Below are 25,200 nucleotides of genomic sequence, written 5' to 3'. Positions count from 1 at the left end.
TCTGCAATCACCTGTCTCTCGGGGGATCCCGTCGTCACCCGGACAGAGGTGAGAAGCATGGCCACCCGCCGACTCCTGGACCGCGAGCTCGCCCACTTCCCCGAACAGCCCGCCCGTATCCGCTACCTCGCGCTGGTCGTGCTCAGCACGATCGTCCTCTACTACGTCCAGTACGAGCCCGGCGGAGTGTCGCCGCTGCTCCTGCGGCACTACGACATGTCGTTCACCTACTACGTGAACGTCATCGTGGTCGCCAACATCCTCGGCGCCGTCGCGTCCTACGTGGGCGGCCTCTCAGATCGCATCGGCCGCGCCAACCTCGTCATCTGGGGGCTGCTGGTCGTCGGCGTCCTCACGACGTTCGTGATCCCGGCGATGCCCAACAAGGCCACCTTCGCCATCGTGTTCATCGTCATCGGGTTCGTCGAGGGCGTCATCCTGGTCGCCACGCCCGCGCTCGTGCGCGACTTCTCGCCGCAGCTCGGCCGGGCGAAGGCGATGGGCTTCTGGACGATCGGCCCCGTCGCGGGCAGCCTGGTCGTCGCCATCGTCACCCGCCGCACGCTCGAACACCTGTCCTCGTGGCAGGGTCAGGTGCGTGTCTCCGGCATCGCGTGCCTGGTGATGTTCGTCGTCGCGCTGCTCTGGCTGCGCGAGCTCAGCCCCGCCCTGCGCGCCCAGCTCATGGTCAGCGAACGCGACCGCGTCGTCCTCGAAGCGCGCGCCGAGGGCATCGACGTGGCCGCCGCCCAGCGCGATCCATGGCGGCAGATGATCCGCTGGGACCTCATCGGGTCCGCCACGGCCGTCTCGGTGTTCCTGCTCTTCTACTACTCGGTGGTGGCGTTCTCGACCATCGTGCTGACCACGATCTTCGGACTCAGCACCGACGAGGCGAACGGCATCAACCAGTGGTACTGGGGCGTCAACCTGGCCGCGCTCGTCCTCACCGGCTTCGCCTCCGACCGGGTGCTGGTCCGCAAACCGTTCATGCTGGCCGCCGCGGTGGCCCTGCTGCCGCTGCTCATCTACTTCCTGGTGCTGACCGACCGTCCCGACACGAGCTACACGACGCTCGCCGTCGTGATGTCGCTGATCGCGGCGTGCATGGGCGTCGCCTACACGGCCTGGATGGCCGCGTTCACCGAGGCGGTCGAACGGCACAACCCGGCGCTGATGGCGACCGGGCTCGCGGTCTGGGCGACGATCCTGCGCACGACGGTCGCGGTGTCGCTCTTCCTCGTCCCGTTCATCGTCGACACGGTCACCAAGCTCGTCGAGGCGCCCGCCGTGCTCGCCCTCGTCCCCAAGGACGGCTCTCCCCCGCCGCCCGCGATCCTGCGCGAGCTCGCCGAGATCAAGAAGGCCGCGGCCGAATCTCCCGACCAGTGGCAGACCTGGTGGTGGATCTGCATCGCCGGCGTCGTCGTCTTCATCGCGTTCATCTTCACGATGAGCGGCCACTGGCGTCCGGCCGCCGCCCGCGCGGCCGCCGCCGAGCACGAGGCCCGCATCGAGGCCGAACGCGAGCGCCTGGAGTCGGCCACGAGCTGACCGGCCGATCACTTGCCGGGCCCGGAGGCGCGACCGGGCCCGGCTTCACTGTCCCGGCTCGCACGGTCGCTGCCCGCACTGTCGCTGCCCCCACTGTCGATACCCACGCCCCAGAAGCCCCCTGACCACACCATCATCGTCCGACAGCCGACCTGACAAACGAAACGATCGGAGTCTGGGCCGCGAAATCTGTCAGGTTCCGGTTACGGAGTGCGGTCGCACGGCGTACGCTCGCAAACGCACGCAGGTCTTGCACGGTTCACACTCGACCCTGGTTCGGGAGACCGGCATGATTAGCCCCTACGTACGTCGCCGTCGGCTGGCCATCGAGCTCCGCGCGCTCCGCGAGGACGCCGGGCTCACCCACGAGCAGCTCGCCAAGAAGATCGGCGAGGCCCGGACCAAGCTCAGCCGGCTCGAGAACGGGCACATCGCGCCCGATCAGAACGACATCATCAAGCTCCTGGACGTCCTGCAGGTCGACGGCGAGCGGTGGACGAAGATCGTCACCATCGCCCAGGAGGCCGCGGCCAAGGGCTGGTGGGAGTCCGACATCAGGGCGATGGGCGAGCGGCAGGCCCTCTACGCCAATCTCGAAGCAGGCGCCGTCACCATCCGCGAATACCAGCAGACCTACCTGCCGGGTCTGCTCCAGATCCCCGAGTTCACCCAGGCCGCCGCCGAGGCCCTCAACGCGCTGCGCCCCGGCCGGGCTGACGTCCGGGGAGTCATCAAGGGCAGGGCCGGCCGCCAGCGCATGCTGCGCCGGCCCGGGGGGCCCACCTACCAAGTCATCATCGACGAGCTCGCGGTGCGCCGCCCCGCCGCACCGCCCGCCGTCGCCCGCGCCCAGTTCGAGCACCTGGTGCGGCACACGGCCGAGTCGCCGCGCGTCTCGCTCCGCGTGTTGCCGGTCAACGCCCTGATCGCGGGCTACTCGCTGCCCGGCTCGGCGTTCTCCGCCTACACCTACGCCGACCCCGACGATCCGACGGTGGTCGCGATCGAGACGGTCGACGCCGACCTCGTGCTCACCGAGGCCGAACAGGTGGCGCCGTACGACGAGCTCTACCAACGGCTGCACGACGCGGCCCTGACCGAGGACGAGAGCCTCGAACTACTCACCCAGGCAGCGAAGGAGCTGCCGGACCATACGGAGGAACAATGATCTCCGATCGATTCGCCTGGCGCACCGCCAGCCAGAGCGGCGGTGGCAACTGCGTGGAGGTGGCCGGCGTCCCCGACCTCGTCGCCGTCCGCGACTCCAAGGACCGGGCCGCGCAGCTGCGGTTCACCGCGACCGAGTGGACGGCCTTCGTGGCACGTGCCAAGCGAGGCGCCTTCGACCACTGACGCCGGCAGGTGAACCGGCGGACCTCGCGGCCAGAGGGCCGGAACCCCCTCCGGGTTCCGGCCCTCCGACATGTCATGAGAGTGAGCGCGAAGTTACGGAAAGTCCTTGTGATCTATCTCACTCCGGGCCACACTGGCTGCACTGTCGAGATACCTGAACTGCATCAGATCCAGCTCAGTATCCCCAGGACCCGCGGCGGCGCGGTGCGGAGGACCCGCGTCGCCGCGGCCTGCGGAGATCCGACGCGGCCCTGCGGGCACGATCCTGCGGGCACGATCCTGCGGGCACGATCCTGTGGGCACGATCCTGTGGGCACGGTCCTGTGGGCACGGTCCTGTGGGCATGCTTGCCGATGTGCGCTCATTTGCCGATACGCAGCGCCTCCTTGAGGAACACGCGGGCGTAGCCGGGGGTGCCCCGCGTGGTGATCACTTCGATGCAGGTCCGCACGTGCCGGTCGTCGACGGCTTCACGCACCAAGGCATCGGCGAGGTCGGCGCGAGAGGTGAACATCCCGGGCAGTCGTTGCGGCTCGACCGCGACGCGGTAGTCGCTGACGGTCTCGGTGTCGAACAGTCCCGACGGGCGGACGATGGTCCAGTCGAGATCGGTGGCCCGCACGATGTCCTCCATGCGCCGCGCGTCCTCGTACAGCGGGCGGCCCATCGCCAGCAGGAGCGGTCCGATCACCTTGCGGAAGATCAGCTTCTCCTCGGGCGGCAGCTCGGGGTGCACGCCGATCGAGGTCACGCACACCAGCCGCCGCAGGCCGTGCCGGGCCATCGCCGCGGTGATGTTGCGCGCGCCCTGGGAGTAGATGGTGACCGTTTCCTTGGTGTACGGGACGCCGAGCGTGGAGATCACGCGGTCGTGCCCGGCCACCACCCCGTCGACCCGCGCCGCGTCCAGCGCGTCGGCACCGGCCACGCGCAGCCGCGGGTCGCGGATCGGGAAGGCATCGGGATCGCGGGTCACCGCGGTCACGGCGTGGCCCTCGGCGAGCGCCTGCCGGGTGACGAGCCGGCCGGTGGGACCGTTGGCTCCGAACACGACCAGCTTCATCCGTCTCCTCCAGTAGCATTAGAACATCGATCTATTACTTGGAACAGTGTTCCAACTGGAGGGTACATGACCGATCTGCCCGGGATCGTCCGGCTGCGGGATCGGCGGGAGGCGCTGACCCTGCACACGGTCCTCACCGCGGCCCGCCGGTTGTTCGCCGACACGGGGTACGCCCGCACACCGATCAGGACGATCGCCAAGGAGGCCGGCGTCTCGCCGCAGACCATCTACGCCCACTTCACCTCCAAGGCCGGCGTTCTGGCCGGGCTGGTCGATCTGATGGACGAGGAGGCCGGCCTTCCCGATCTGATGGCCGAGGCCGCCGAGCTGACCGATCCCGTCGAGCTGCTCGGGCTGCTGGCCAGGGCGAGCCGCCAGGTCCGGGAACGCTGCGGCGACATCGTCGCGATGCTGGCCTCGGGCGCCGCGGTCGACCCGCAGATCGCCGCCACCCAGGCGGAAGGGGCCCGGCGCAACCGGCTCGGCGTCGAGATGGTCATCGACCGGATCCGCGGCATGGGCCGTCCGCTCGATCCCCGGGCCACCGACATCGCCGTCGCGCTGATGAGCGCCGGAGTCCACGACAGCCTCGTCGTCGACTCCGGCTGGTCCTACGACGACTACCAGGCATGGCTCAAACGCACTCTGGTGTCGGCCTTGCTCGACTAGAGCCCGTCCGGGGGCTGTCGATATCCGCCTTCGGCGCACCGGCCCCGTGCTTCAGGTGTCGGCGCTGGTCAATAGCATGTGGGCATGGCTTGGACGCGATATGTAGCGGTCGGTGACTCGTTCACGGAGGGGCTCGGCGACCCCTATCCCGATGGAGGCTGGCGAGGATGGGCCGACCGGGTGGCCGAGGGGCTGGCCGCCGCGAACGACGGCGTCGCCTACGCCAACCTCGCGATCCGCGGGCGCCTGCTCGACTCGATCGTGACGGAGCAACTGCCCGCCGCGCTGGAACTGAAGCCCGATCTGGTCTCGATGTCGGGCGGCGGCAACGACATGCTCCGGCCGGGAGCCGACCTCGACGCGCTCGTCGCGAAGCTCGACGACGCCGTCGGACGGATCCGCGCGACCGGCGCGGACGTGGTGCTCTTCACGGCCGTCGATCCGGTCGGGTCGCCGGTGATCCGGCTCACCCGGAGCCGGGTGGAGGCGTTCAGCGACCACATCCGGCTCGTGGCCGCCAAGCACGGCGCCCACCTCGTCGACCAGTGGCAGATGGACGTCCTCCGCGACTGGCGGATGTGGAACGTCGACCGGCTCCACATGTCGCCGGCCGGGCACCGCCGGGTGGCGCTGGCCACGCTCGAGACGCTCGGGGTGACCGCCGACGACTGGCGCGATCCGGTCCTCGACCCGCTGCCGGAGCTCGGCCGGGGCGCGCGGATGTTGTGGAACGCGCGCTGGGCGCGCGGCTACCTCGCCCCCTGGGTGGGGCGGCGGCTCCGCGGCCGGTCGTCCGGCGACCAAGTCACGGCAAAGCGGCCCACGCTCGAACCCATGAATGAACGGTCCGGATGAACATCGCGCTAAGTAGGGCGCGCGAGAGCTGAACGAGCGGGCGCCGACGGGCAGGATCGTCGCGTAGGTCCAGCGACGAAAGGGATGTCATGGCATTGCTGAGGCGCGCGGCAACCACGGCGACTGCGGCGGGGGCCGTTCTGGGGCTGTCGGCAGCCCCGGCCCTGGCCTGCCCTAAGCCCATCACGGCGAAGGGGCCGACCTACCGCTACGACGCTGCTTTCGCCAAGGCGAAAACCTTGGTCGTGGTCACAGGCGGGAAGACGACCACGGTGCGGCTGGCCGTGTCGGGGCTCCCGTCCTCGACGGTGGGCAAGACGCTCGGTGCCCACGTCCACAAGAACGCGTGCGGCCCGAAGCCCGCCGACGCCGGCCCGCACTACCAGAACCCGAACGCCGCCCCCGGCGCTCCGCCGCACGGCAAGGAGATCTGGCTGGAGCTCAAGGTCGGCAAGGGCGGGCGCGCGGTCGCCAAGGCCCAGGTGCCCTGGACGATCGCCAAGGGCTCGGCCGGGTCGGTCGTCGTCCACGCGAACCCGACCGACCACAAGACGGGTGACGCCGGGCCGCGCCTGCTCTGCACGACCGTGCCCTTCGGCTCCTAGGCGGATTTGCGGCTGCGTGACTTCGCCGGGGCCTTCTTCGCGGGGCTCTTGCGAGCGGTGCTCTTGCCGCTGGTGCTCTTGGCGGCGGGCTTCTTCGTCCCGCCGTCCTTCTCGCCACGGCTCTTCTTGGCGGCCTCCACGCTGGCGCGCAGGGCGCTGAGCAGGTCGGCGGCGGGCTCCTCGCCCTCCTCGGGCTCGGGCCGGGTGACCTCGCGGCCCTCGACCTTGGCCTCGATGACCGACTGGAGCGCCTCGCGGTAGGCGTCCTTGTACTCCGTCGGGTCGAAGTCGCCCTCCATCGACTCGATCAGCGAGGTCGCCATCGAGAGCTCCTGCTTGCGGATCTCGATGTCCTCCTCCAGGAACGGGAAGTCGGGCTCGCGGATCTCGTCCGGCCAGAGCATGGTCTCCAGGACGAAGATCCCCTCCCGGACCCGCAGCGTCGCCAGCGACTCGCGCTGGCGGAGGGCGACCTTCACGATGGCGACCTGGCCGGACTGTTCGAGGGCCTCGCGCAGCAGCACGTACGGCTTGGCGCCGGTGCCGTCGGGCTCCAGGTAGTACGTCTTGGCGAAGTAGATCGGGTCGACCTCGGACTGCTCGACGAACTGCAGCACGTCGATGCGGCGGCTGGTCGAGAGCGGCAGGTCGGCGAAGTCCTCGTCGGTGAGCACGACGATCTCGCCGCCGGGCAGCTCGTAGCCCTTGGCGATGTCGGCGTACGGCACCTCCTCGCCGTCCACGGTGCAGACCCGCTTGTACTTGATGCGGCCGCCGTCCTTGCGGTGCACCTGGTGGAAGGAGACGTCCCGCTGCTCGGTGGCCGAGTACACCTTCACCGGGATCGTGACCAGGCCGAAGGAGATCGCGCCCTTCCAGATACTGCGCATGATCTGTCCCTACCCGCAGACGCTTTCCCCTAGCATCGCCACGTCGTTCGATTTCCGCCAGATCGGCGGCTAGATCCTTTTCCCATGAGCGGGCAAAGGGTAAAGAGCGGTTATGACCATGCCGTGGCCGGTGCAGCCGATGATGGCCGACACCGGGGAGCTGCCTGAGGACGCCGACCGCTGGGGCCTGGAACTCAAGTGGGACGGCGTCCGAGTCATCACCTACGTCTCCGCCGAGGGCGTCCGGGCCAGCGGGCGCCGCACCACCGAGCTCGCGGGCCGCTATCCCGAGCTGTCCGGACTGGCCGATCTCCTCCCCCACCATGACGTGATCCTGGACGGCGAGGTGGTGGCGTTCGAGGACGGGCGGCCCAGCTTCGAACGCCTCCAGCGCCGGATGCACGTCCCGAGGCCCGACCAGCGCCTGATCCGGGAGGTCCCGGTCAGGTACGTGGTGTTCGACCTGCTGTTCCTGGACGGGCACCAGCTCTTCGACCTGCCGTACGCCGACCGGCGGTCGTTGCTGGCCGAGCTCGACCTCGCCGCGGCGGGCCCGGTCGAGTCGCCCCCGTACCTGGACGGCGGCGACGCCGAGCAGGTCGCCGAGTTGCTGGAGTTCACCCAGGAGCAGCGGCTGGAGGGGCTCATGGCCAAGCGCCTGGACTCCCCGTACCGGCCCGGCCGGCGGATGGACTTCTGGCGCAAGGTCAAGAACTTCCTCACCCGCGAGGTCGTCCTCTGCGGCTGGAAGCCCGGCAAGGGCCGCCGGGAGGGCGGCGTGGGCTCGCTGCTCCTCGGCGTGTACGACGAGAAGGGCCGGTTGTGCTTCGTCGGCCACGTCGGGACGGGGTTCACCGACCGGGCCCTGGACGACCTCTACCAGCAGCTCTGGCCGATCCGGCGCCCGACGAGCCCGTTCGACGAGCCCGTGCCCCGCGAGTTCACCCGCGACGCCCAGTGGATTGAGCCGCGTCTCGTCGGGGAGGTGGCCTACGCAGTGCAGACCAAGGACGGGCGGTTGCGCTTCCCTTCATGGCGCGGCCTCCGTACGGACAAGGACCCGCACGAGGTGACCCGTGACCCCTAAGAAGGTGAGCGTCGAGGTCGAGGGACGGCAGCTGGCGCTGTCCAACCTCGACAAGAACCTCTATCCGGAGTTCACCAAGGGCGAGGTGATCGACTACTACGTCAAGATCGCCCCCGTCATGCTGCCGCATCTCACCAACCGCCCGGCGACCCGTATCCGCTACCCCGACGGGATCGACGGCGGCTCGTTCTTCGAGAAGAACGCGCCCGCCCACACCCCGGACTGGATCAGAACCCAGACGTTGCCGACGCCCGGCAGCTCCAAGGGGCGCACGGAACTCGACTTCATCGTCATCGACGACCTGCCCACGCTCGTGTGGTGCGCCAACATGGCCGCGCTGGAGCTGCACGTGCCGCAGTGGAAGGTCGGGCCGCGCGGCGCCGTCCACAGCCCGGACCTGATGGTCTTCGACCTCGACCCGGGGGCCCCGGCGTCGATCGCGGAGGCCTGCGAGGTCGCGCACAAGCTGCGCGAGCTGCTGGCCGACGACGGGCTGGAGTCCTATCCCAAGACGAGCGGGAAGAAGGGCCTGCACCTGTACGTGCCGATCAAGGAGAACGACCGGACCTCCGAGTACGCCAAGGAGTGCGCGGAACGGCTGGCCGCGTCCCACAAGGACCTGGTCGTCAGCCGGATGGAGAAGAGGCTCCGCAAGGGGAAGATCTTCGTCGACTGGAGCCAGAACAACCCGGCCAAGACCACGGTCGCGCCGTACTCGCTGCGCGCGGCCCGGTCGCCGTCCGCGTCCACGCCCGTCACCTGGGAGGAGCTGGAGAAGAGCTCGCCCGGCGATCTGACGTTCTCGCCCGACGAGGTCCTGGAACGGGTCGACGAGCACGGCGACCTGCTCGCCCCTCTGCTCGACAACCCGCAGCGGCTGCCCTGACTCGGCGTCCCGGCGCGGTCTGACCGGCGCTCTGCGCAGTACATGCGTGCCCTATGTGTTCGAACCTGCACTCTCCGGCACCGAATTCCGTCACCATAGGGAGAGGGGACACGGGCTGCGCGGAGAGGGAAGATCAGTTGTCGCAGAACCATCACTACGACGTCGTGGTGCTGGGCGGGGGCACGGCGGGCGAGCTCGTGGCCGCCGGTCTCGCCCGGGCCGGGCGGGACGTCGCACTCGTGGAGAACCGCCTCGTCGGCGGCGAGGCCCCGTACTTCGCCGACCTGCCGTCCAAATCCCTGCTGCTGTCGGCACGGCGCGGCGAAACCTGGGAGCTGGCCACCGCCCGCCGCGACGAGCTCACCAACCACCTCGACGACGACAACACGGGCGCGGCGCTGGCCGAGGCGGGCGTGACCGTCCTGCGCGGCTGGGGCAGGATCGTCCGCCCCGGCGTGATCGACGTGGACGGCACCGAGCACACCTACACCGACCTGGTGCTCTGTACCGGCAGCGAACCCGCGGTCCCGGCGATCGACGGCCTCGCCGGCGTCCCGACCTGGACCAGCGACGAGGCGTTGTCGGTGCCCGACCTGCCCCGGCGCCTGGTGATCCTGGGCGGCGGGCCGATCGGCTGCGAGATGGCCCAGGTGTACGCGGCGTTCGGCTCGCACGTCGCGATCGTCGAGTCGGCCGGGCGGCTGCTGACCGCCGAGGCCCCGTTCGCCGGCGAGGTGCTGGCCGACGCGCTCCGGCGGATGGGCGTCGACCTGCGGCTCGGCGCCGAACCGGCCCGGATCGAACGCACCGACCTGGCCCTGCGGGTGTGGCTGTCGGACGGCGGCACGCTCGACGCCGACCGGATCCTGATCGCCGCCGGGCGGCGCCCCCGCACCGAGGGCCTGGGCCTGGAGACGCTCGGGATCACCGTGCCCCCCGGCCAGGCCGTCCCGGTGGACGAGACCTGCCAGGTGATCGTCCAGACGGACACCGCCGTATCGCCGCCCGAAGAGGCGGCCGAGCCCCGGCCGCCCGCAAGCCCGGCCGAGCCCCGGGCAGCCGCAAGCCGGGCAGAGGCCCGGTCGGCCGCAGGCGGGGCGGAGGTCCCGTCAGCCGTCGGCGGAACCGCGGCACCGTCGGCCGTCGGCGGGGCAGTCCCGTCGACCGCTGGCCGGGCGGAGGCCCGGTCGGCCGCAGGCGGAACCGCGGCACCGTCGACTGCGGGCGTGGCCGCGGCACTGTCGCCCGCCGGGCCGATGCTCGGCGGGGTCTGGGCCGCCGGTGACGTCACCGGCGTGGCCCGCACGACCCACGCGGCCCGCTACCAGGCCCGCGTCGTGGTCTCGAACGTGCTGGGCAAGCGCTGGGAGGCCGACTACCGGGCCGTGCCGCGGGTCGTCTACACCGTCCCGACCGTCTACGCCGTGGGGATCTCGCCCGGCCGGGCCGACGAGCTCGGCATCGACCTGCTCACCGCCGGGTACGATCTCGCCGCCACCGCCAGAGCGGCGGTGGAGGCCGACGAGCGCGGCCGGGTGGAGCTGTACGCGGACCGTTCCCGCGGGCTGCTGATCGGCGCCGCCGCGATCGGCCTCTACGCTGAGGAGTGGATGAGCGAGATCGCGCTGGCCATCCGGGCGGAGACTCCGCTGAGCGTGCTCACCGACATGGTGCACGCGTTCCCCACGTTCGGCGAGTCCATCGAGTCGCCGCTCCGGGAACTGGCCGAGCGCCTCTGAGCGGAGACCGGAGGGTCTCCGAAAGGAGGGACGCACGATGAGCGAGACGAGCGGTCCGGACAGGGAACTGTCACCCGAGGCGCCCGAGGCGGACGTCGCCGAACAGCTGGAGCCGGCCGGGCCCGACGAGGGCGACGAGCAGGGCGCCCAGGAGTGGCCGAAGGAGGTACCGTTCGACGCGGACGAGGCCGACGCCGTGGAGAACGCGCGGGTCGTCCGGACCGACGATGACGACTATCGGTGACATCCTCCTGGGCGTTGTAGGTGACCTGCGAGGTTACTGGCGCGTAGGATGATGGGATTGACTCCCTGCGGCGGGTGAACCCCCTTCCGCCGCAATGATCGGTGATCGGAGAGTGTGGTGACCGCGACCCCGGACGCCCGCCCTCGTGGCACGAGGTTGCCGCGACTGGCGCGGCGCAGGCAGTTGCTCGGCGCGGCCCAAGAGGTGTTCGTCGCCCAGGGCTATCACGCCGCCGCGATGGACGAGATCGCCGAGCGGGCAGGCGTCAGCAAGCCCGTGCTCTACCAGCACTTCCCCGGGAAGCTCGAGCTTTACCTGGCGCTGCTGGACGAGCATGCCGAAGGCCTGGTCAAGACGGTCCGCGACGCGCTGGAGTCCACCACGGACAACAAGCTGCGCGTGCAGGCCGCCATGGCCGCCTTCTACGACTTCGTGGCCGGCGAGGGCGAGGCCTACCGCCTGGTCTTCGAGTCCGACCTGCGCAACGTGGCCCCGGTGCGAGCCCGGGTCGAGCGCGCCAACCAGCAGTGCGCCGAGATGGTGGCCCAGGTGATCCAGGAGGACACCGACGCCGAGAGCGACGAGGCGTACCTGCTCGGCATGGGCCTGGTCGGCATGGCCGAGGTGAGCGCGCGCTACTGGCTCGGCCAGCACCGCGCCATCCCCAAGGAGACCGCCGAGAAGATCATCGCCCGCCTCGCCTGGCGCGGCATCTCCGGCTTCCCGCGCGTCTAGATCGCTCAGGCGGGCGTTCTGGCGGTTCGCTTGCGGCGAAGTCGTCCGGCGGCGGATTTGCTGATCTCCGTGCAACCATCGGAGAAGCAGCCGACAGAAGCAGGGAGAAACGCGTGCAGGTTCGTATCGGCGTCCAGTTCGTGCCCAAGGAGCTCGTGGTCGAGACCTCGCAGACCGCCGACGAGGTGCAGGAGGCACTGGCCGAGGCGCTGCAGGCCGAGCGCGGGGTCTTCGTGCTCAAGGACCAGCGCAACGGCCGGGTCGTGATCCCGGCCGACCGGGTGGGCTATCTGGAGATCACCGAGGAGGAGGGGCGGACCGTCGGATTCGGCGGTACCCAGTACACCTGACCTGCGTTTTGTTTATTCGGTTGAGGACGGGCATATCGATCGCCGACCACGGGACGCGGTAGTCCAGGACCGCTCCCCCCGACAATGGAATGGTGATCGACAATGATCATGACGATCCTCTGGTTCATCGTCGTCGGTGCCATCATCGGAGCCGTCGCCCGGCTCCTTGTCCCCGGCAAGAACCCCATCGGCTTCCTCATGACGATCCTCGTCGGGATCGCCGGTGCGATTCTCGGTGGCGTGGTGGCCAACGCGCTCGGCGCGGGCACCCTTGTAGCACTCGTCTTCGCCCTGATCATCGCCGCCGCCGGCGTGTTCGCGCTCACCGCGATGCAGACGCGTGGCGGTGGACGGACCCGCTGGGGCGCCCGCCGACGGAGTTACTGATCTTCTAGCACCGAAGTCCGGTCCATGATCGGAGGCCCCCGCCCCCTGCGGCGGGGGCCTTCTTCATGCGCCGGCGCGCTGGATGATCTCGGGCCGCAGGACGTCCCGCAGCCCGGTGTAGGGGATCTTGGCGAACGGGGCGGACCGGCTGCAGGCCATGTCGTAGCCGAGCATGGCCATCGAGGTGGCGATCTCGGCTCGCTGCCGGGTCAGGTAGAGCGAGAAGACGCCCTCTCCGGCCAGGCGGTCGGCCGGGATGTTCCACTCCGACTCGGGGGCCCTCCGGCTTCCCTTGCACCCTTCCTGGGTGTTCAGGCCGTTCTTCATGAGGAGGCGGATCAGCGCCTTGGCCCCCGCCAGATTCATCACGTCGGGGCGGAGCATGTCGCGGCTCGTCAGCTCGCGTCCGGTGGCCAGATCGACGGTGACGACGACCGGATAGCCGGTGTTGCGTTGCGTGTCGGTGAAGTTGTAGCGGACGGACGCCAGGCGCGGCCCTGAAAGCCCGGTCTCGTAGTTGGCGGACGGGCGGTGGCTTCCGGCGGCGTCGCCGAACGCCCGGATGTCGCTCTGCGCGGACGTCATCCACGTGTCCACGGGAGCACGCAGCGCCTTGTTGATCTTGGCCTGCAACGCCGCGTCGCCGACCCCGTTCACCTGGGGAAAACGCAGCGAGTAGGTGATCGCCGGGGAGGCCAGCGTCCGCGTCTCGCTGACCGGCCGGACGGCGATGGTGGTGGGCGAGACGCTCGGCCGCGGGCCTGGGCCGCCGTCGTTGGCGGCGTAGACGCCCGCGCCGCCCGCCGCGACGGCCGACGCGATCGCCGCGGCGGCGACCTTGGCCCCGGTGGTGGCCAGCAGGCCGGCGCCCGCCCCGCCCGCACCGGCACCACCCGCTCCGGCCGCGGCGCCGCCCGCCGCTCCTGCTCCCCCTGCCGCTCCCGCTCCACCGGCTGCTCCCCCGGCCGCGACGGCACCGCCCGCGGCGCCGGAGCCCAGCATGGCGGCTCCCAGCGGCAGGAGCGCCGCCAGCGCGACGGCGGCCACCGCGAGTGCCCGGACCCCCCGGGCCTCCCAGCCCGGGCCGTACGCGGCGTTCGCGGCCGTCTCCAGGTCGCTCAGGAACGCCGCGGCACCCGGCGGGCGCTCTTCCGGCGTCTTGGCCATCCCCTGGGCCAGCAGCTCGCGCAGCCCCTCCGGCACGTCCGCCACGGGGATCGGCGCCTCGCGGTGCTGGGCGGCGAGCCCCTCCCCCAGGTAGGGGCGGCGGCCCGTCACGCACTCGAAGAACACGCACGTCGCCGCGTAGACGTCGGTGGCCGGTGTCGCGGGCGCGCCGTGCCACTGCTCGGGCGCCATATAGGAGGGGGTGCCGCCCGCCGCGCCGTCCCCCGCCGACGCCGCGATGCCGAAGTCGATGAGCTTGCTGAGGCCGTCCGGCTGGACGACGACGTTCGCGGGCTTGTAGTCCCTGTGGACGACCCCGACGCCGTGGGCCGCGGCCAGGCCCAGCAGGGAGCCCTTGAGGACGCTCAGGGCCGCCTCAGGCTCCAGGGCGCCGTGCTCCGTGAGGATCGCCCGCAGCGAGACTCCGTTGACCGCCTCCATCACCAGGGCGGCGCCCGCGTCGTTCATGACGAAGCGGTAGAGCCGGACCACGTGCGGATCGGTGACCCGGCCCAGCATCACGGCCTCGCCGCGCAGCCGTTCGAGCTCCCGCCGATCGCCGTCCCGCCGGTTCAGGTACTTGATCGCGACCGGGGTGCCGGCGGTGTCGTGACGGGCGAGCACGACGCGGCCCTGGCCTCCCCTGCCCAGCTCGCGGAGCTCGGTGAAGCCCTCGACCTGCCAGGTCACTTGGCGGCCGCACCCGCCAGCAGCCGCGGGTAGAGGTCCTTGTCGAGCATGTCCTTCACCTTGTCGTACGGCGCGGTGAACGTGAAGTTGTTGCAGCTGGTGCCCGTGGTCGACCAGATCAGCTCCATGCCCTGCTCGGTGAACAGGACCCCGGCCGGGGCGGGCGACTCGATCGGGTCGCCGTCCCGCTTGCCGGGCGAGAAGTCCTTCTTCTCGATGTCGTCGAGCTCGCAGTCCTTCCAGTCGTCCTTGGGGCCGGACAGCGCGTCCCAGAGCTTCTTCAGCCCCTTCTTCTCCAGCGTCTTGGAGTCGAAGACGTCGTCGGCCGTGAGCTCCTTGCCCGCCTTGACGTCCACCGTCACCGGGACGCTGGGCAGCGCGCCCTCCCCCTCGTAGCAGGGGATCATCTGGATGGAGTTGGCGGCCGAGACGAGATCGCCCTTCCGCAGGCCCAGCCGGACCTTGGTCTGGATGACGCTCGACCGGCCCTTGCACTCGGTGCGCTGCTCGGGCAGCAGGGTCGCGGACGCCCACTTGACCGACCAGTCGAGCGGGCCGCGCAGCGCGGCGTTGACCGTCTTGGCGGCCGCCGGGTCGGGCAGTCCGGCGATCTTGACGTACTCGGCGTCCTTGAACTGCACCAGCTTGTCGGCGTACGCGGAGTTGTCGGTGACGACGATCGTGCCCTTCTCCGGCTCGCCGCCCTTCTCGCCGTCCGACGACGAGCATCCGGCGGCTCCGGCAGCCGTGACGGCCACGGCCGCCAAGGCCACGGCACCCTTCAATCCCGCGCGCATCCGTCCGTCCCTCCCGACCGGGGACTCACATCCCACACAATTCCGGCGGGTACAGGATGGCAGGATCTCTGGCCGCATGCGGCCGATCAGAGTGGGTTCCCGGCCCCCGGGGACGGGTACCCAGCACAGCGCATGGAATAGATCGGATCCGGGAACCGTTGAGACTGGTGATCGGCTATTGGTGTATGGAATCAACGGCCGGTACACTGCGTCGCGGAGTGTGACCGCACGCAGCCACGCAATGTGACTGCTTTCAACCCCTGACTGCGGTCGCCGAAGAATTGATTGACGGCTGGTCCCTCCCGCGCGAGCGCGCGGCCACGAGAAGCGACCGGCGGGTTCGCCCCAACAGCTGGGGGCCTGCCGGTACGGATCGTGTCCCTAGGCGGCCCGATCCACCGGAGACCGGCACACGACCGGATACCGGCGGAGGCGGGCCAGGAGCAGCGCCGCCACCGGGAGCGAGGACCCCGCACTATGGAGGCTGAAAGCCCTGACTACCTTTCGTGAACTCGGGGTCGTACCCGAGATAGCCGATGCGCTCGAGACCGAGGGCATCGTCGAAGCGTTCCCCATCCAAGAGCTCGCCCTGCCGATCGCGCTGGGCGGCCACGACATCATCGGCCAGGCCCGTACGGGCACCGGCAAGACCCTCGCCTTCGGCGTCGCGCTGCTGCAGCGCATCACCCACGGCGGCAAGAAGCCCCAGGCCCTGGTGGTCGCTCCCACCCGTGAGCTGGCCCTCCAGGTCACCGACGACCTCCTGGTCGCCGGCGGCAAGCTCGGCACCCGCGTGCTGTCGGTCTACGGCGGCCGCGCGTACGAGCCCCAGATCGACGCGCTCCGCGAGGGCGTCGACGTCGTCGTCGGCACGCCCGGCCGGCTGCTCGACCTGGTCAAGCAGAAGCACCTCAACCTCTCCGAGGTCGGCGTGCTGGTGCTGGACGAGGCCGACCGCATGCTCGACCTGGGCTTCCTGCCCGACATCGAGCGCATCGTCGAGCGCATCCCGGCGCAGCGGCAGACCATGATGTTCTCGGCGACCATGCCGGGCGAGATCGTGGCCCTGTCGCGCAAGTACCTGACCCGGCCGACCAACGTCCGCGCCGAGTCGCACGCCGAGTCCGAGGCGACCCCGCAGGTCGCGCAGCACGTCTTCCAGGCCCACCAGATGGACAAGCCGGAGATGGTCGCGCGCCTGCTGCAAGCCGAGGGCCGTGGTCTCACCATGGTCTTCTGCCAGACCAAGCGGGCCTGTGACCGCGTCGCCGCCGACCTGGCCCAGCGTGGCTTCGACGCGGCGGCCGTGCACGGCGACCTCGGCCAGGGCCAGCGCGAGCGCGCGCTCCGCGCGTTCCGCAACGGCAAGATCGACGTGCTGGTGGCCACCGACGTGGCGGCCCGCGGCCTCGACGTCGACGACGTCACGCACGTGGTCAACTTCGAGTGCCCCGACAGCGCCGACACCTACGTGCACCGCATCGGCCGCACCGGCCGCGCGGGCAAGGAGGGCGTCTCGGTCACGTTGATCGACTGGGCCGACCTCACCCGGTGGAAGCTGATCAACAGCACCCTCGACCTGCCGTTCGCCGCGCCGGAGGAGACCTACTCCACCTCCGAGCACTTCTTCGCGGCGCTCGGCATCCCGGCCGGCACCAAGGGCAAGCTGCCCAAGGAGCAGCGCGGCGAGCGCGCCGGCCTGGCGGCCGAGGAGCTCGAGGACATCGGCGAGACCGGCAAGACCCGCTCCCGTGAGCGGGGCGGCCGCGACCGCTCCGACGACGGCGAGCGGACCCGCCGGCCCCGGCGCAACCGTTCCCGCACCCGCACCCGCGGCGGCAAGCCCGTCGAGGGCGTCGCGACGGACGGCAATGACGGCGCCAAGCAGGCCGAGGCGGGCGTCGCGTCCGCCCCGGAGACGGTGACCGGCAAGGACGGCGACAAGCCCGCCCGCACCCGGTCCCGGTCCCGCCGGCGCACCCGCGGCGGCAAGCCCTCGACCGAGGCCACGGCCGAGACCGCGGAGGCCAAGTCGGCCTGACACCCGATCGGCGCCGCTGACAGCTGCAAGATCACGCCCATCCAGAGCCGTGATCTTGCAGTTGTTTCGTTTCCGGAGCCGTCACGTTCCGCGTGAGGGCCCGCGTCTTGTGAAGGTCTCTCGCGTCCGTTACCGGATGGACGGATGATCGCCGTCGTCCCTTAACCGGCCCGGTCGACTGTTCTCGGCATGAGCACAGGTCAAGGTCCCTCACGCCGCAAGTTCCTCGCCACCGGCGCCGGTGTCGCCGGGGGTGCCGCCGTTCCGAGCACCCGAGCGCGTCGTCGCCGGTCCAGAGCGCCCGGATCACCTACGACATCCTCGACGCGATCGCCTCCGACCCGGAGACCTGGGCCACGACCGCGCTCTTCATCACCTACGACGAGTTCGACGGGCTCTTCGACCATGTGCCGCCGCCGGTGCCGCCGGAGAGCGTGACCGACGAGTACTACGACGGGCATCCGATCGGGTTCGGCTTCCGCGTCCCGATGACGGTCGTCTCGCCGTGGACGGTCGGTGGGTACGTGTGCTCGCAGATCTTCGACCACACGTCCATGACACAGTTCATGGAGAAGTGGCTCGGGGTGAAGGCGCCCGCCATGAGCGACTGGCGCCGCACGGTCTCGGGCGACCTGACCTCGGCGTTCGACTTCAAGACCGCGGGCCGGCGGCCCTCGGTCGAGCGGCCCGGCGCGGTGCCCGCGTTCACCGGCCGCTGGAAGCCCGCACCGCCCGGCGACCAGAAGATGCCGACGCCGGAGCCGGGCACCCGCCCCGCACGCCCGCTGCCCTACCAGCCCGAGGCGACCCTTCGCGTCGCCAAGGGGACCCTCCGCCTGTCTCTCACCAACACCGGTGCCGAGAGCGTGCACTTCTCGCTCTACCCATACGCGGGCGAGCTGCCCAAGCCGCGCCATTTCGACGTCACCCGCAGGATCGAGCAAGTGTTCAAGGGGGGCGACACGTACGACCTCGTCATCATCGGCCCGAACGGCTTCCGTCGCGAGTTCGCCGGGAGAACCCACCCGGATGGCGGCGCCGAGGTCGCGTCCGCCCCGCAGGGCAGCGGCGGCAGCGACCTCTGGATCATCCTGGCGAACGAGGGGGACGAGGAGATCACGTTCACCCTCAAGGCCCTCGCCTACGCCAAGCGCGACCGCCAGGTGAAGGTTAAGCCCGGCAAGCAGCGCAAGGTGCACTGGAACACCGACCACGGCTGGTACGACGTCGAGGTCAAGATCGCCGGGAACACCGAGTTCCGGCGCCGCCTGATGGGCCACGTAGAAAACGGCCGCCCCAGCACCTCCGGCTGACAACCACGCCGGAGCCAGGCAGCCGCCAGCCAGGCAGCCATCGGGCAGGCGTCGGGCGGGCAGGTGGTGGCTGTCGAGTCAAGTGGCCGCTGGGTCAGGTGGGGGTGCGGAGGGTCAGGGCTTGGCGGGGGTGGTCGGTGATCAGGACGGCCACCCTCGGGTCGTTCAGGAAGCGGCGCATCATCGGGTCGGCGTTCACCGTCCAGATCATGGCCGGGAACCCGGCCCGGGCGCACTGGCTCAGCACGCCGATCCGGGCCAGGCGGAAGTTGAGGGCGACCATGTCGGCGCCGCTCTCCCGGATCCGCCGGGTCGGCGCGAAGTCGCCCACCACGCCGCGTTCCCACCAGCTGCGGCCGACCGACAGCGCGGTGGTGACCTGCGGGTACGCCTTCTTGATCATGGCGATCGCGTGGGCGTCCTTGGTGGTCACCACGAAGTCGTCCGGGGCGAACGCGGCCAGCGCCAGCTCGACCATCTCGGCCTCGCAGCCGCGTTCCTTCAGATCGAGATGCCCCTTGGCCCCGCCCGCCGCGATGATCTCCACGGCCTCGGCCACCCGGGGCACCGGGCGCCCGGCCAGCCCGGCGAGCCGCTCGTAGGGGAGGCGGCTCAGCCGCTGCCCGCCCACGTCCGGATCGTGGTGGACGACCAGCTCGCCGTCCCCGGTCCGGCGGACGTCGATCTCGACGTACTCGGCGCCGGAGGCCACCGCCTCGTGGAGCCCGGTGAGCCCCGCCTCGTCCCGCCGGTGCGCGGAGATCGCCGTCACCATGATCCGGACGCTACCACCGAAGACCCTTTACCGGTGTCCGGGCCTGCACATTTAGTACGCTGGCCCCCTGTGAGTAAGCCCCGGTTCCTGAGCTTGTCCGATTCCCCGGCAGAGTCCAGTGAGGGGGCCGGGTAACGATGAGCACCCCCCGGTTCCTGACGCTGCCCAAGGGCGTGCGGCGGACCTTCGTCGAGACCTCGCGCGGCGCGTTCGCCGCGCTTGAGGCGCTGCCCGGCTCAGGCGTGGCCGAACGCTGCCCCGCCCTGCTCGTTCCTGGCTTCACCGGCAGCAAAGAGGACTTCATCTCGGTCCTTGAGACGCTCGCCCGCGCCGGCCGCCGCGTCATGGCCGTCGACATGCGCGGGCAGTACGAGAGCAAGGGCAACCCAGACGATCCCGCCGTCTACACCCGGGCGGCCCTCGGCGAAGACATCGCGGCCCTGGTCGACGCCCTGGGCCCCGAGCCCGTGCACGTCGTCGGCCATTCGTTCGGCGGCCTGGTCACCCGCGAGCCGTTGATCTCCGGGCGGATCCGGCCCGTCTCGTACACGCTGATGAGCTCGGGCCCCGGCGGCGTCACCGGCCCGGCGGCCGCCAAGGCCGAGGCGCTGCGGGACGCCATCCCCGAGCTGGGCCTGCCCCAGATCTGGGCGCTCAGCATCGGCCCGGACGCGGAGGCGCGCGGCGTCCCCAAGGAGATCCTCGCCTTCCTCAAGGCCCGCACGCTGGGCAACTGCCCGCAGGGGCTGATCGGCATGGCGGGCGAGTTGCTCTCCGCGCCTGACCGGATCGACGAGCTGGCCAAGGCCACCGACGACGCGGACGTGCCCGTCCTGGTGCTGTACGGGGAGGACGACGACGTCTGGGATCCCCGCGTCCAGGCCACCATGGCCGAGCGCCTCGACGCCGCCAAGGTCGTGATCCCCAGCGCGGCCCACTCGCCCGCGGTGGAGGCCCCGGAAACGACCGCCAGCGCCCTCACCAACTTCTGGAACCAGGCCGAACGCCGCGTCTACTGACGTGATCGCGCTCACGCCGGGGCGGTGCTGCGTCCCTCGCAATGTAATGACACACTTACTCCAGTTTGTCTCACATTGCGAGGTGGGGAATGCCCGCGACCGTTGCGCCACCCGAGAGCGTCACCTGGCGCGTCCACATCGACCGGTCCATGTGGGTCGGCGGTGTCCGCGGCCTGATGTTGCAGGCCCTGCACCCCATGGCCATGTGGGGCGTCTGGCAGAACTCCAACTTCCAGGAGGACCCTTTCGGGCGCCTGCAGCGCACCGCCGACTTCGTGGGCATGGCCACGTTCGGCAGCCACGAGGAGATCGACGAGCTGGCCGCCAGGGTCCGCGGCATTCACCGCAGCCTGCGCATCCTCAACCACGACACCGGCAAGAAGGAACGCCTCGACCAGCCGGAGTTGCTGCTCTGGGTGCACTGCGCCGAGGTCTACTCCTACCTGCAGGTGGCGCGCAGATCCGGCCTGCCGCTCACCGACGCGATGGCCGACCGCTACCTGGACGAGCAACGCCACACCGCCGGCTACGTGGGCCTGCACGCTGACGACGTGCCGGGCAGCGTGGCCGAGATGGAGGACTACCTGGCCTCCATGCGCCCCCACCTCCGCGTCACCGAGGAGGCCGCTGCCACGGTGAAGTTCCTGATGTGGCCGACCATGCCGGAGAACCTGAAGTTCCTGACCCCCGGCAAGCCCGGCTACTTCCCGTTCGGCGCACTCTGCTACTACTCACTGCCGGACTGGGCGCGCCAGATGTACGGCGCCCTCCCAGAGGTACCCCAGCCCGCCGTAACAGCCGCCCTGAAGTCCTTCCGCACGGCCCTGAGCACCGTCCCAGAACGCCTGCACGACTACGCCTTCATGAAGCCCACCCGAGACATGCTGGAACGAGCCCGCCTCCGCCTGGCCGACGAAGGCTACGACCTCTCCAAGGGCCTCTACGGCCTAAGAGACCCCCGCCGCTGGCCAGCCCCAAGCCCTCTGGTCTCCGCCTGAGCCAGGCCGCGATCGCGGTTGTCTGCTCCTTAGGGCGCCGCCGTGGTGCAGACGCCCCAGCTCAAGCAGCGGTCCGGCAAGTACCTGCACATCTGAGCCCAGCCCGCACGCGAGCGCGTTATCGGGTCGGGAAGCAAGCCGAAGACGAAGCTTCCCGAGAGATCGCGAAGCGATGCCTCGCTCGCCGATTGCACGGTTGACTCGTGAGCCGCCAGGCGAGCGTGTCAGGCCGTGGAATCAATGGGTAGAGCTGCCCAGGAGTCTTTGCGGGGAGCTGCGGCTTGGCCTTCGGGGCAGTGGCGGGCGTAGTCGCACCAGCCGCAGAGGTTGCCTGGACGGGGCGGGAAGACCTCGTCGTACGGGGTGTGGTCGATGGGCGCGCCGTCGCCCTGGCGCGGGCGGGGGATTTTGGTCTTGTACGCCTCGTCCGCGGCGGACGCCTCGGCGGCGATCTGCTCGGCCCGGCGGATGTGGCGCTCCAGCGACTCGTCGGTGTGCTCCCAGACCGCGACCTCGCCGGTGGGGAGGTGGTGCAGCTCCACGCGGCGGCAGGGGCGGCGCAGGACACGGGACGCCGCCACGGCGTAGATCGCCAGGGCGAGGGAGCCGCGGGCGTCGTCGGAGGTGAGGATGTGGCGGCCGGTCTTGTAGTCGACCACCACGAGCTCGGAGCCGCGGGCGTCCAGACGGTCGATGCGGCCTGAGAGGGCGATGCGGTCGGTGCGGGTGGCGACGGTGCGTTCGACGCCCAGCGGTTCGTCGGCGGGGTCGAGGCCCGCGGCGTAGCGTTCGACCATCTCGCGGGCACGCTCGCGCCACTGGGCGGATTGCTGGGGGTCGCGGAAACCCTCGGTGAGCCAGCCCCGGATGAGGAGAACGCCCGCCATGGCGACCGTCCGCTCGTGGACGGGGAGGCGCCACCAGGCCGCCAGGGCGTTGTGCACGCTGGCGCCCACGCTGTTGTGCGCCCACGGCGGGCCCTTGGGCGGCGCCGGACGGTCCAGATAGGTCATCCGGTACCGCCGGGGGCAGTCCAGCCAGGTGTTGAGCCGCGACGGCGTGCAGGTGTAGAGCCGTCGCGGCATGCCTTCGAAGCCGAGCTGCTCGGCACTCACGTCGGCTCCCGAACGTCGGTGTGGGGGCTCAGTCTCCGTCGCGCTCGGTGGCGAGCGCGCCCCAGCTCTCCCAGCGGGCGTCCTCCTCGCCGACCGTGGTCTCCTCGCCCTGCGCCGGCAGGACGCGCAGGTCCTTGGGGAGCGGGGTGAGCAGGGCGCCGATGGAGTTGAGCTGCTTGCGCAGGTCTTCGTAGGCGCCGCCGATCGAGCCCGGACGGCCGCGGTGCAGCGTGTCGCCGGAGAACAGCACGCCGAGCTGCTCGCTGATCACGCAGACGCTGCCCGGGGTGTTGCCCGGCGTGTGCATGATCTCGAGCTGGGCGCCGCCGATCTCGAAGATGCCGCCGTCCTCGAGCCAGATGTCGGGCTCCAGGGCCCGCAGGGCCTTGGCGTCGTCCTCGTCCTCCTCGTCCTTGGCGAGGCGGCCGAAGTAGTCGCGCCAGAGCAGGCGGTCGGCGCGGTGCAGCGCGACCGGCGCCCAGAACTCCTCGTCCTCCTCCCCCGCGGCGGCCACTTCGAGCGCCGCCACCAGGTGGTGCTCGTTGCCGTCGGTGCAGATGACGGCCATGACCTCGCGGTCGCCGACCTGCTTGAGGATGGCCTCGGAGTCGAAGCCCGGGTCGATCACGATGACCCCGTCGTCGTCGCCGACGATGTAGGTGTTGTTCTCGACGTCGTACTCGGTGTCGTCCGGGGTCGTCTTCCCCGACGTCACCACGGTCTCGATGCGCGCGTCCACGTTCCGCACCCTACCGCGCGCGGCGGTGCGCAGGGAGCCGCTCGGAGATCATCGTCTCGAACGCGGCGGGGTCGGTGGTCTCGCTGCCGAGCCGGTCGCCGGTCAGCGCGCCGTGGTCGTCACTGGCGCCGGTGACCACCAGGCCGAGGCCGCCGGCCAGGTCACGCAGGCGCGCCCGGTCGGCGGGCGCGTGGTCGGGGTGATCGACCTCGACCCCGCGGAGCCCGGCGGCGGCGAGTTCCTCGATCACCTCGTCGCCGAAGACATATCCGCGTTTGCGCGCCCGCGGATGCGCCAGGACGCCGACCCCGCCCGCCCCGTTCAGCAGCCGTATCGCGCGGGCGGGGTCGAGCGCGTACCGGTCGACATGGGCCCGGCCGCCCGGCGCGATCCACCGTTCGGTGAACGCGTCGTCGACCGTGGGGACGGCGCCGGCGGCGACCATGGCACGGGCGATGTGGGGCCTGCCGACGGACTCGCCCGCGGCCAGCTCCCGGACCTGCTCCCACGTGACGCCGGCGCCGAGCTCGCGCAGGCGCTCCACCATCCGTTCGGCCCGGATCACGCGGTCGTCGCGGATCCGCGCCAGCTCGGCGGCCAGCTCGGGCTCGTCCGGATCGAAGAGGTAGCCGAGCAGATGGAGGCTGTCGCCGTTCTTCTTGCAGGAGAGCTCGATCCCGGGAACGAACTCCAGCCCGTCAGGCGCCGCCTCGGCGGCCTCCTGCCATCCCGCCACCGTGTCGTGGTCGGTGAGCGCCACCACGTCCAGTCCCGCCTGGCGCGCGCGTCGCATGACCTCGGCGGGCGGACGGGTGCCATCGGAAACGTCGCTGTGGCAGTGCAGGTCGATCCGCATGCACTCGTTCCTACCCGGGCGCCGGTCTACTCGTCCAGGCGCGGGTTGTAGGCGCCGTACGGCAGGTCGAGCTCCATCCCGGGCTCGCGGAGATCGAGCAGGTGCGGGCGCTCCAGCATGAGCAACCCGGCGTCCGCGGGCCACAGCACCGCCCACAGCCAGTCGCCCAGCGCCTCGCCGACGTAGACCGCGCGGTCGGGCTCGGCCGACGGCACCGCCCACATCGGGACGGAGTGGCCGGAGGTCGCGGTGGGCCCGCTGACCTCGACCTTGGCGTGCGGCGGCCCCTCACCGAAGCCCGTCCCGGGATCCGGGCCGTTCATCAGCCCGGCGTAGTAGGCGCCGAGCCCGATGCCCGGCTCTTCGGCGACCAGGAGCATGTCGGCCGGGCCCGACAGCAGCCCCGGGCCGGACAGGGAGACCGCCGCTGCGCGTACGCCACTGCGGTCGTCGCCCACGGCCACGAACCCGGTGATCAGCCAGCCCAGCGGCAGCGGCCAGGGGGTCCAGACCGGGACCCGGGTGTCGCGCAGCACCGCGGCGAGCCCGTCCGGGCCGGGCCTCTTGGCCGGCTGGCGGGGCAGGACGACACCGTGCACACCGCAGCCCCAGTCGCTCGACCAGAGGCTCGGCGCGCGCAGTCGTCCGCCGCAACGCGGGCAGGTGGGCTCCGCCCTCATGACTACCAAGGGTGCGTGGCGGAGTTCGCCACGTCAAGTTCTCGCTGGTAGATAGGGCAAAGAGGAGACAAAATGAGCGCATGCGGGTGCGCTGTGTAGGGGGAATCGTCCACGACGAGGCCGGTCGGCTGCTCGTCGTGCGCCGCGGAACCCCGCCGGGCCTGGGGCTCTGGTCGATCCCCGGCGGACGGGTCGAACCGGGCGAGACCGACGTGGCCGCCGTGGTCCGCGAGCTTCGGGAGGAGACGGGCCTGGAGGTGTCGGTAGGGCCGTTGGCCGGCACCGTGGACAGACCGGGACCAGGCGACATCACATACGAGATCCACGACTACGTCGCGACGCCGATCACCGGAGCAGACGTCACACCGACCGGTGAATCCGCCGCGACACCGGCGGGCGAGGCTGCCGCGCCGGAGCTCCGGGCGGGCGACGACGCGGCTGAGGCGCGCTGGGTGACGCCCGCCGAGCTTCGCTCCCTCCCCACCGTCCCCGGACTTCTCGACGCCCTCAGCGGCTGGGGCCTGATCTAAGGCTGCACGCGGACGGCGCCGCAAAACGTTCAACCTGGCCACGCCCGCTCCTGGCCACGCCCG

28 protein-coding genes and 1 pseudogene are annotated in these 25,200 nt (G+C 70.9%); 19 read left to right on the top strand and 10 right to left on the bottom strand.

Going from position 1 to position 25,200, the window contains the following annotated elements:
- Positions 1–57 precede the first annotated feature (57 nt).
- From ACGFNU_RS42865 to ACGFNU_RS42855, 3 genes are all read left to right on the top strand, one after another.
- A complete protein-coding gene (locus tag ACGFNU_RS42865; protein ID WP_392602382.1) occupies positions 58–1,554 on the top strand; it encodes an MFS transporter in 1,497 nt (498 codons plus the stop codon).
- Positions 1,555–1,843: 289 nt separating this feature from the next.
- Positions 1,844–2,722, top strand: coding sequence for a helix-turn-helix domain-containing protein (locus ACGFNU_RS42860; protein ID WP_392602381.1), 879 nt, complete (start codon positions 1,844–1,846; stop codon positions 2,720–2,722).
- Entirely contained in the window at positions 2,719–2,907 is a 189-nt protein-coding gene (locus tag ACGFNU_RS42855) for a DUF397 domain-containing protein (protein WP_392602380.1), read from the top strand. Before ACGFNU_RS42860 ends, ACGFNU_RS42855 begins: the two co-directional genes overlap by 4 nt.
- Before the next feature lie 361 nt (positions 2,908–3,268).
- On the opposite strand, the gene ACGFNU_RS42850 is transcribed toward ACGFNU_RS42855, so the two are convergent.
- Positions 3,269–3,970 (bottom strand): NAD(P)-dependent oxidoreductase, encoded by a 702-nt coding sequence (locus ACGFNU_RS42850; RefSeq protein WP_392602379.1) that lies wholly within the window; start codon positions 3,968–3,970, stop codon positions 3,269–3,271.
- A gap of 66 nt (positions 3,971–4,036) precedes the next feature.
- Between ACGFNU_RS42850 and ACGFNU_RS42845 the strand changes: the two genes are divergently transcribed.
- The 3 genes from ACGFNU_RS42845 (at position 4,037) to ACGFNU_RS42835 (ending at position 6,099) form a co-directional block, all read left to right on the top strand.
- Positions 4,037–4,639, top strand: coding sequence for a TetR/AcrR family transcriptional regulator (locus ACGFNU_RS42845; RefSeq protein ID WP_392602378.1), 603 nt, complete (start codon positions 4,037–4,039; stop codon positions 4,637–4,639).
- Positions 4,640–4,723: 84 nt separating this feature from the next.
- Positions 4,724–5,494 (top strand): SGNH/GDSL hydrolase family protein, encoded by a 771-nt coding sequence (locus ACGFNU_RS42840; RefSeq protein WP_392602377.1) that lies wholly within the window; start codon positions 4,724–4,726, stop codon positions 5,492–5,494.
- An 89-nt stretch (positions 5,495–5,583) separates the two neighbouring features.
- A complete protein-coding gene (locus tag ACGFNU_RS42835; RefSeq protein WP_392602376.1) occupies positions 5,584–6,099 on the top strand; it encodes a superoxide dismutase family protein in 516 nt (171 codons plus the stop codon).
- Here ACGFNU_RS42835 and ACGFNU_RS42830 read toward each other — a convergent pair.
- On the bottom strand, positions 6,096–6,989 hold the full coding sequence (locus ACGFNU_RS42830) for a Ku protein (RefSeq protein ID WP_392602375.1): 894 nt from the start codon (positions 6,987–6,989) through the stop codon (positions 6,096–6,098). The genes ACGFNU_RS42835 and ACGFNU_RS42830 overlap by 4 nt on opposite strands.
- A 112-nt stretch (positions 6,990–7,101) precedes the next feature.
- Here ACGFNU_RS42830 and ligD (ACGFNU_RS42825) point away from each other — a divergent pair, with 112 nt between their 5' ends.
- The 7 genes from ligD (ACGFNU_RS42825) to ACGFNU_RS42795 all read left to right on the top strand — a co-directional run bounded on the left by ligD (ACGFNU_RS42825) (position 7,102) and on the right by ACGFNU_RS42795 (position 12,417).
- Positions 7,102–8,076: a non-homologous end-joining DNA ligase gene (gene ligD / locus ACGFNU_RS42825; RefSeq protein WP_392602374.1), complete on the top strand. Its 975-nt coding sequence runs from the start codon at positions 7,102–7,104 to the stop codon at positions 8,074–8,076.
- Positions 8,066–8,962, top strand: a complete 897-nt coding sequence (gene ligD / locus ACGFNU_RS42820) for a non-homologous end-joining DNA ligase (protein WP_392602373.1) — start codon at positions 8,066–8,068, stop codon at positions 8,960–8,962. The genes ligD (ACGFNU_RS42825) and ligD (ACGFNU_RS42820) overlap by 11 nt, the downstream gene beginning before the upstream one ends.
- 137 nt (positions 8,963–9,099) lie before the next feature.
- Positions 9,100–10,701, top strand: a complete 1,602-nt coding sequence (locus tag ACGFNU_RS42815) for an FAD-dependent oxidoreductase (RefSeq protein WP_392602372.1) — start codon at positions 9,100–9,102, stop codon at positions 10,699–10,701.
- 37 nt (positions 10,702–10,738) lie between these two features.
- Complete coding sequence (locus ACGFNU_RS42810) at positions 10,739–10,945, top strand: hypothetical protein (RefSeq protein ID WP_392602371.1); 207 nt, start codon at positions 10,739–10,741, stop codon at positions 10,943–10,945.
- 117 nt (positions 10,946–11,062) lie between these two features.
- On the top strand, positions 11,063–11,680 hold the full coding sequence (locus ACGFNU_RS42805; protein WP_392602370.1) for a TetR/AcrR family transcriptional regulator: 618 nt from the start codon (positions 11,063–11,065) through the stop codon (positions 11,678–11,680).
- A 113-nt stretch (positions 11,681–11,793) separates the two neighbouring features.
- Positions 11,794–12,030 (top strand): DUF3107 domain-containing protein, encoded by a 237-nt coding sequence (locus ACGFNU_RS42800; protein WP_392602369.1) that lies wholly within the window; start codon positions 11,794–11,796, stop codon positions 12,028–12,030.
- Between the two features lie 102 nt (positions 12,031–12,132).
- Positions 12,133–12,417, top strand: a complete 285-nt coding sequence (locus ACGFNU_RS42795; RefSeq protein ID WP_392602368.1) for a GlsB/YeaQ/YmgE family stress response membrane protein — start codon at positions 12,133–12,135, stop codon at positions 12,415–12,417.
- Between the two features lie 63 nt (positions 12,418–12,480).
- Here the strand turns inward: ACGFNU_RS42795 and ACGFNU_RS42790 are convergent, their stop codons facing one another.
- The 3 genes from ACGFNU_RS42790 to ACGFNU_RS42780 form a co-directional block, all read right to left on the bottom strand.
- Entirely contained in the window at positions 12,481–14,274 is a 1,794-nt protein-coding gene (locus ACGFNU_RS42790) for a serine/threonine-protein kinase (protein ID WP_392602367.1), read from the bottom strand.
- Positions 14,271–15,071, bottom strand: coding sequence for a hypothetical protein (locus tag ACGFNU_RS42785; protein WP_392602366.1), 801 nt, complete (start codon positions 15,069–15,071; stop codon positions 14,271–14,273). The genes ACGFNU_RS42790 and ACGFNU_RS42785 overlap by 4 nt, the downstream gene beginning before the upstream one ends.
- Positions 15,072–15,546: 475 nt before the next feature.
- On the bottom strand, positions 15,547–15,762 hold the full coding sequence (locus tag ACGFNU_RS42780; protein ID WP_392602365.1) for a hypothetical protein: 216 nt from the start codon (positions 15,760–15,762) through the stop codon (positions 15,547–15,549).
- Here ACGFNU_RS42780 and ACGFNU_RS42775 point away from each other — a divergent pair.
- From ACGFNU_RS42775 to ACGFNU_RS42765, 3 genes and pseudogenes are all read left to right on the top strand, one after another.
- A complete protein-coding gene (locus ACGFNU_RS42775) occupies positions 15,661–17,112 on the top strand; it encodes a DEAD/DEAH box helicase (RefSeq protein WP_392602454.1) in 1,452 nt (483 codons plus the stop codon). The two genes, ACGFNU_RS42780 and ACGFNU_RS42775, sit on opposite strands and share 102 nt — an antisense overlap.
- A 269-nt stretch (positions 17,113–17,381) precedes the next feature.
- Positions 17,382–17,687 (top strand): annotated as a pseudogene (locus ACGFNU_RS42770) (alkaline phosphatase family protein); the annotation flags it as partial.
- Positions 17,667–18,425 carry a phospholipase domain-containing protein gene (locus tag ACGFNU_RS42765; RefSeq protein ID WP_392602453.1) on the top strand — a complete coding sequence of 253 codons (759 nt, stop codon included), beginning with the start codon at positions 17,667–17,669 and terminating at the stop codon, positions 18,423–18,425. The pseudogene ACGFNU_RS42770 and the gene ACGFNU_RS42765, both read left to right, overlap by 21 nt.
- Positions 18,426–18,519: 94 nt before the next feature.
- On the opposite strand, the gene ACGFNU_RS42760 is transcribed toward ACGFNU_RS42765, so the two are convergent.
- On the bottom strand, positions 18,520–19,200 hold the full coding sequence (locus ACGFNU_RS42760) for a glycerophosphodiester phosphodiesterase (RefSeq protein ID WP_392602364.1): 681 nt from the start codon (positions 19,198–19,200) through the stop codon (positions 18,520–18,522).
- A 137-nt stretch (positions 19,201–19,337) separates the two neighbouring features.
- Between ACGFNU_RS42760 and ACGFNU_RS42755 the strand changes: the two genes are divergently transcribed.
- Both ACGFNU_RS42755 and ACGFNU_RS42750 read left to right on the top strand, forming a co-directional pair.
- Positions 19,338–20,219 (top strand): alpha/beta fold hydrolase, encoded by an 882-nt coding sequence (locus ACGFNU_RS42755; protein ID WP_392602363.1) that lies wholly within the window; start codon positions 19,338–19,340, stop codon positions 20,217–20,219.
- Positions 20,220–20,308: 89 nt separating this feature from the next.
- The gene (locus ACGFNU_RS42750) at positions 20,309–21,217 is read left to right on the top strand and encodes an oxygenase MpaB family protein (RefSeq protein ID WP_392602362.1); all 909 of its coding nucleotides are present in this window, start codon (positions 20,309–20,311) and stop codon (positions 21,215–21,217) included.
- 224 nt (positions 21,218–21,441) lie between these two features.
- Here ACGFNU_RS42750 and ACGFNU_RS42745 read toward each other — a convergent pair whose 3' ends face one another.
- From ACGFNU_RS42745 to ACGFNU_RS42730, 4 genes are read right to left on the bottom strand one after another with little or no spacing between them, the layout of a single operon-like run.
- Positions 21,442–22,332 (bottom strand): RecB family exonuclease, encoded by an 891-nt coding sequence (locus ACGFNU_RS42745; protein ID WP_392602361.1) that lies wholly within the window; start codon positions 22,330–22,332, stop codon positions 21,442–21,444.
- 28 nt (positions 22,333–22,360) lie between these two features.
- A complete protein-coding gene (locus tag ACGFNU_RS42740) occupies positions 22,361–23,071 on the bottom strand; it encodes an MBL fold metallo-hydrolase (protein ID WP_392602360.1) in 711 nt (236 codons plus the stop codon).
- Between the two features lie 10 nt (positions 23,072–23,081).
- Entirely contained in the window at positions 23,082–23,927 is an 846-nt protein-coding gene (locus ACGFNU_RS42735; protein WP_392602359.1) for a PHP domain-containing protein, read from the bottom strand.
- Positions 23,928–23,953: 26 nt separating this feature from the next.
- Complete coding sequence (locus tag ACGFNU_RS42730) at positions 23,954–24,607, bottom strand: DUF6758 family protein (protein ID WP_392602358.1); 654 nt, start codon at positions 24,605–24,607, stop codon at positions 23,954–23,956.
- Positions 24,608–24,687: 80 nt separating this feature from the next.
- On the opposite strand from ACGFNU_RS42730, the gene ACGFNU_RS42725 reads away from it, so the two are divergent.
- On the top strand, positions 24,688–25,137 hold the full coding sequence (locus tag ACGFNU_RS42725) for an NUDIX hydrolase (protein WP_392602357.1): 450 nt from the start codon (positions 24,688–24,690) through the stop codon (positions 25,135–25,137).
- Positions 25,138–25,200 lie beyond the last annotated feature (63 nt).

This window comes from Spirillospora sp. NPDC048911, assembly GCF_043198015.1.
Taxonomy (GTDB): Bacteria; Actinomycetota; Actinomycetes; order Streptosporangiales; family Streptosporangiaceae; genus Spirillospora.
This window is presented reverse-complemented; position numbering and strand designations above follow the sequence as displayed.

Bases quoted from the DNA above. Each gene is read 5' to 3' on its own strand.
- ACGFNU_RS42735 (WP_392602359.1), bottom strand. From the start codon at position 23,927: ATGCGGATCGACCTGCACTGCCACAGCGACGTTTCCGATGGCACCCGT.
- ligD (WP_392602374.1), top strand. From the start codon at position 7,102: ATGACCATGCCGTGGCCGGTGCAGCCGATGATGGCCGACACCGGGGAG.
- ACGFNU_RS42755 (WP_392602363.1), top strand. From the start codon at position 19,338: ATGAGCACCCCCCGGTTCCTGACGCTGCCCAAGGGCGTGCGGCGGACC.
- ACGFNU_RS42785 (WP_392602366.1), bottom strand. From the start codon at position 15,071: ATGCGCGCGGGATTGAAGGGTGCCGTGGCCTTGGCGGCCGTGGCCGTC.
- ACGFNU_RS42725 (WP_392602357.1), top strand. From the start codon at position 24,688: ATGCGGGTGCGCTGTGTAGGGGGAATCGTCCACGACGAGGCCGGTCGG.
- ACGFNU_RS42810 (WP_392602371.1), top strand. From the start codon at position 10,739: ATGAGCGAGACGAGCGGTCCGGACAGGGAACTGTCACCCGAGGCGCCC.
- ACGFNU_RS42750 (WP_392602362.1), top strand. From the start codon at position 20,309: ATGCCCGCGACCGTTGCGCCACCCGAGAGCGTCACCTGGCGCGTCCAC.
- ACGFNU_RS42795 (WP_392602368.1), top strand. From the start codon at position 12,133: ATGATCATGACGATCCTCTGGTTCATCGTCGTCGGTGCCATCATCGGA.
- ACGFNU_RS42830 (WP_392602375.1), bottom strand. From the start codon at position 6,989: ATGCGCAGTATCTGGAAGGGCGCGATCTCCTTCGGCCTGGTCACGATC.
- ACGFNU_RS42845 (WP_392602378.1), top strand. From the start codon at position 4,037: ATGACCGATCTGCCCGGGATCGTCCGGCTGCGGGATCGGCGGGAGGCG.
- ACGFNU_RS42850 (WP_392602379.1), bottom strand. From the start codon at position 3,970: ATGAAGCTGGTCGTGTTCGGAGCCAACGGTCCCACCGGCCGGCTCGTC.
- ACGFNU_RS42835 (WP_392602376.1), top strand. From the start codon at position 5,584: ATGGCATTGCTGAGGCGCGCGGCAACCACGGCGACTGCGGCGGGGGCC.
- ACGFNU_RS42855 (WP_392602380.1), top strand. From the start codon at position 2,719: ATGATCTCCGATCGATTCGCCTGGCGCACCGCCAGCCAGAGCGGCGGT.
- ACGFNU_RS42730 (WP_392602358.1), bottom strand. From the start codon at position 24,607: ATGAGGGCGGAGCCCACCTGCCCGCGTTGCGGCGGACGACTGCGCGCG.
- ACGFNU_RS42860 (WP_392602381.1), top strand. From the start codon at position 1,844: ATGATTAGCCCCTACGTACGTCGCCGTCGGCTGGCCATCGAGCTCCGC.
- ACGFNU_RS42765 (WP_392602453.1), top strand. From the start codon at position 17,667: ATGACACAGTTCATGGAGAAGTGGCTCGGGGTGAAGGCGCCCGCCATG.
- ACGFNU_RS42760 (WP_392602364.1), bottom strand. From the start codon at position 19,200: ATGGTGACGGCGATCTCCGCGCACCGGCGGGACGAGGCGGGGCTCACC.
- ACGFNU_RS42865 (WP_392602382.1), top strand. From the start codon at position 58: ATGGCCACCCGCCGACTCCTGGACCGCGAGCTCGCCCACTTCCCCGAA.
- ACGFNU_RS42840 (WP_392602377.1), top strand. From the start codon at position 4,724: ATGGCTTGGACGCGATATGTAGCGGTCGGTGACTCGTTCACGGAGGGG.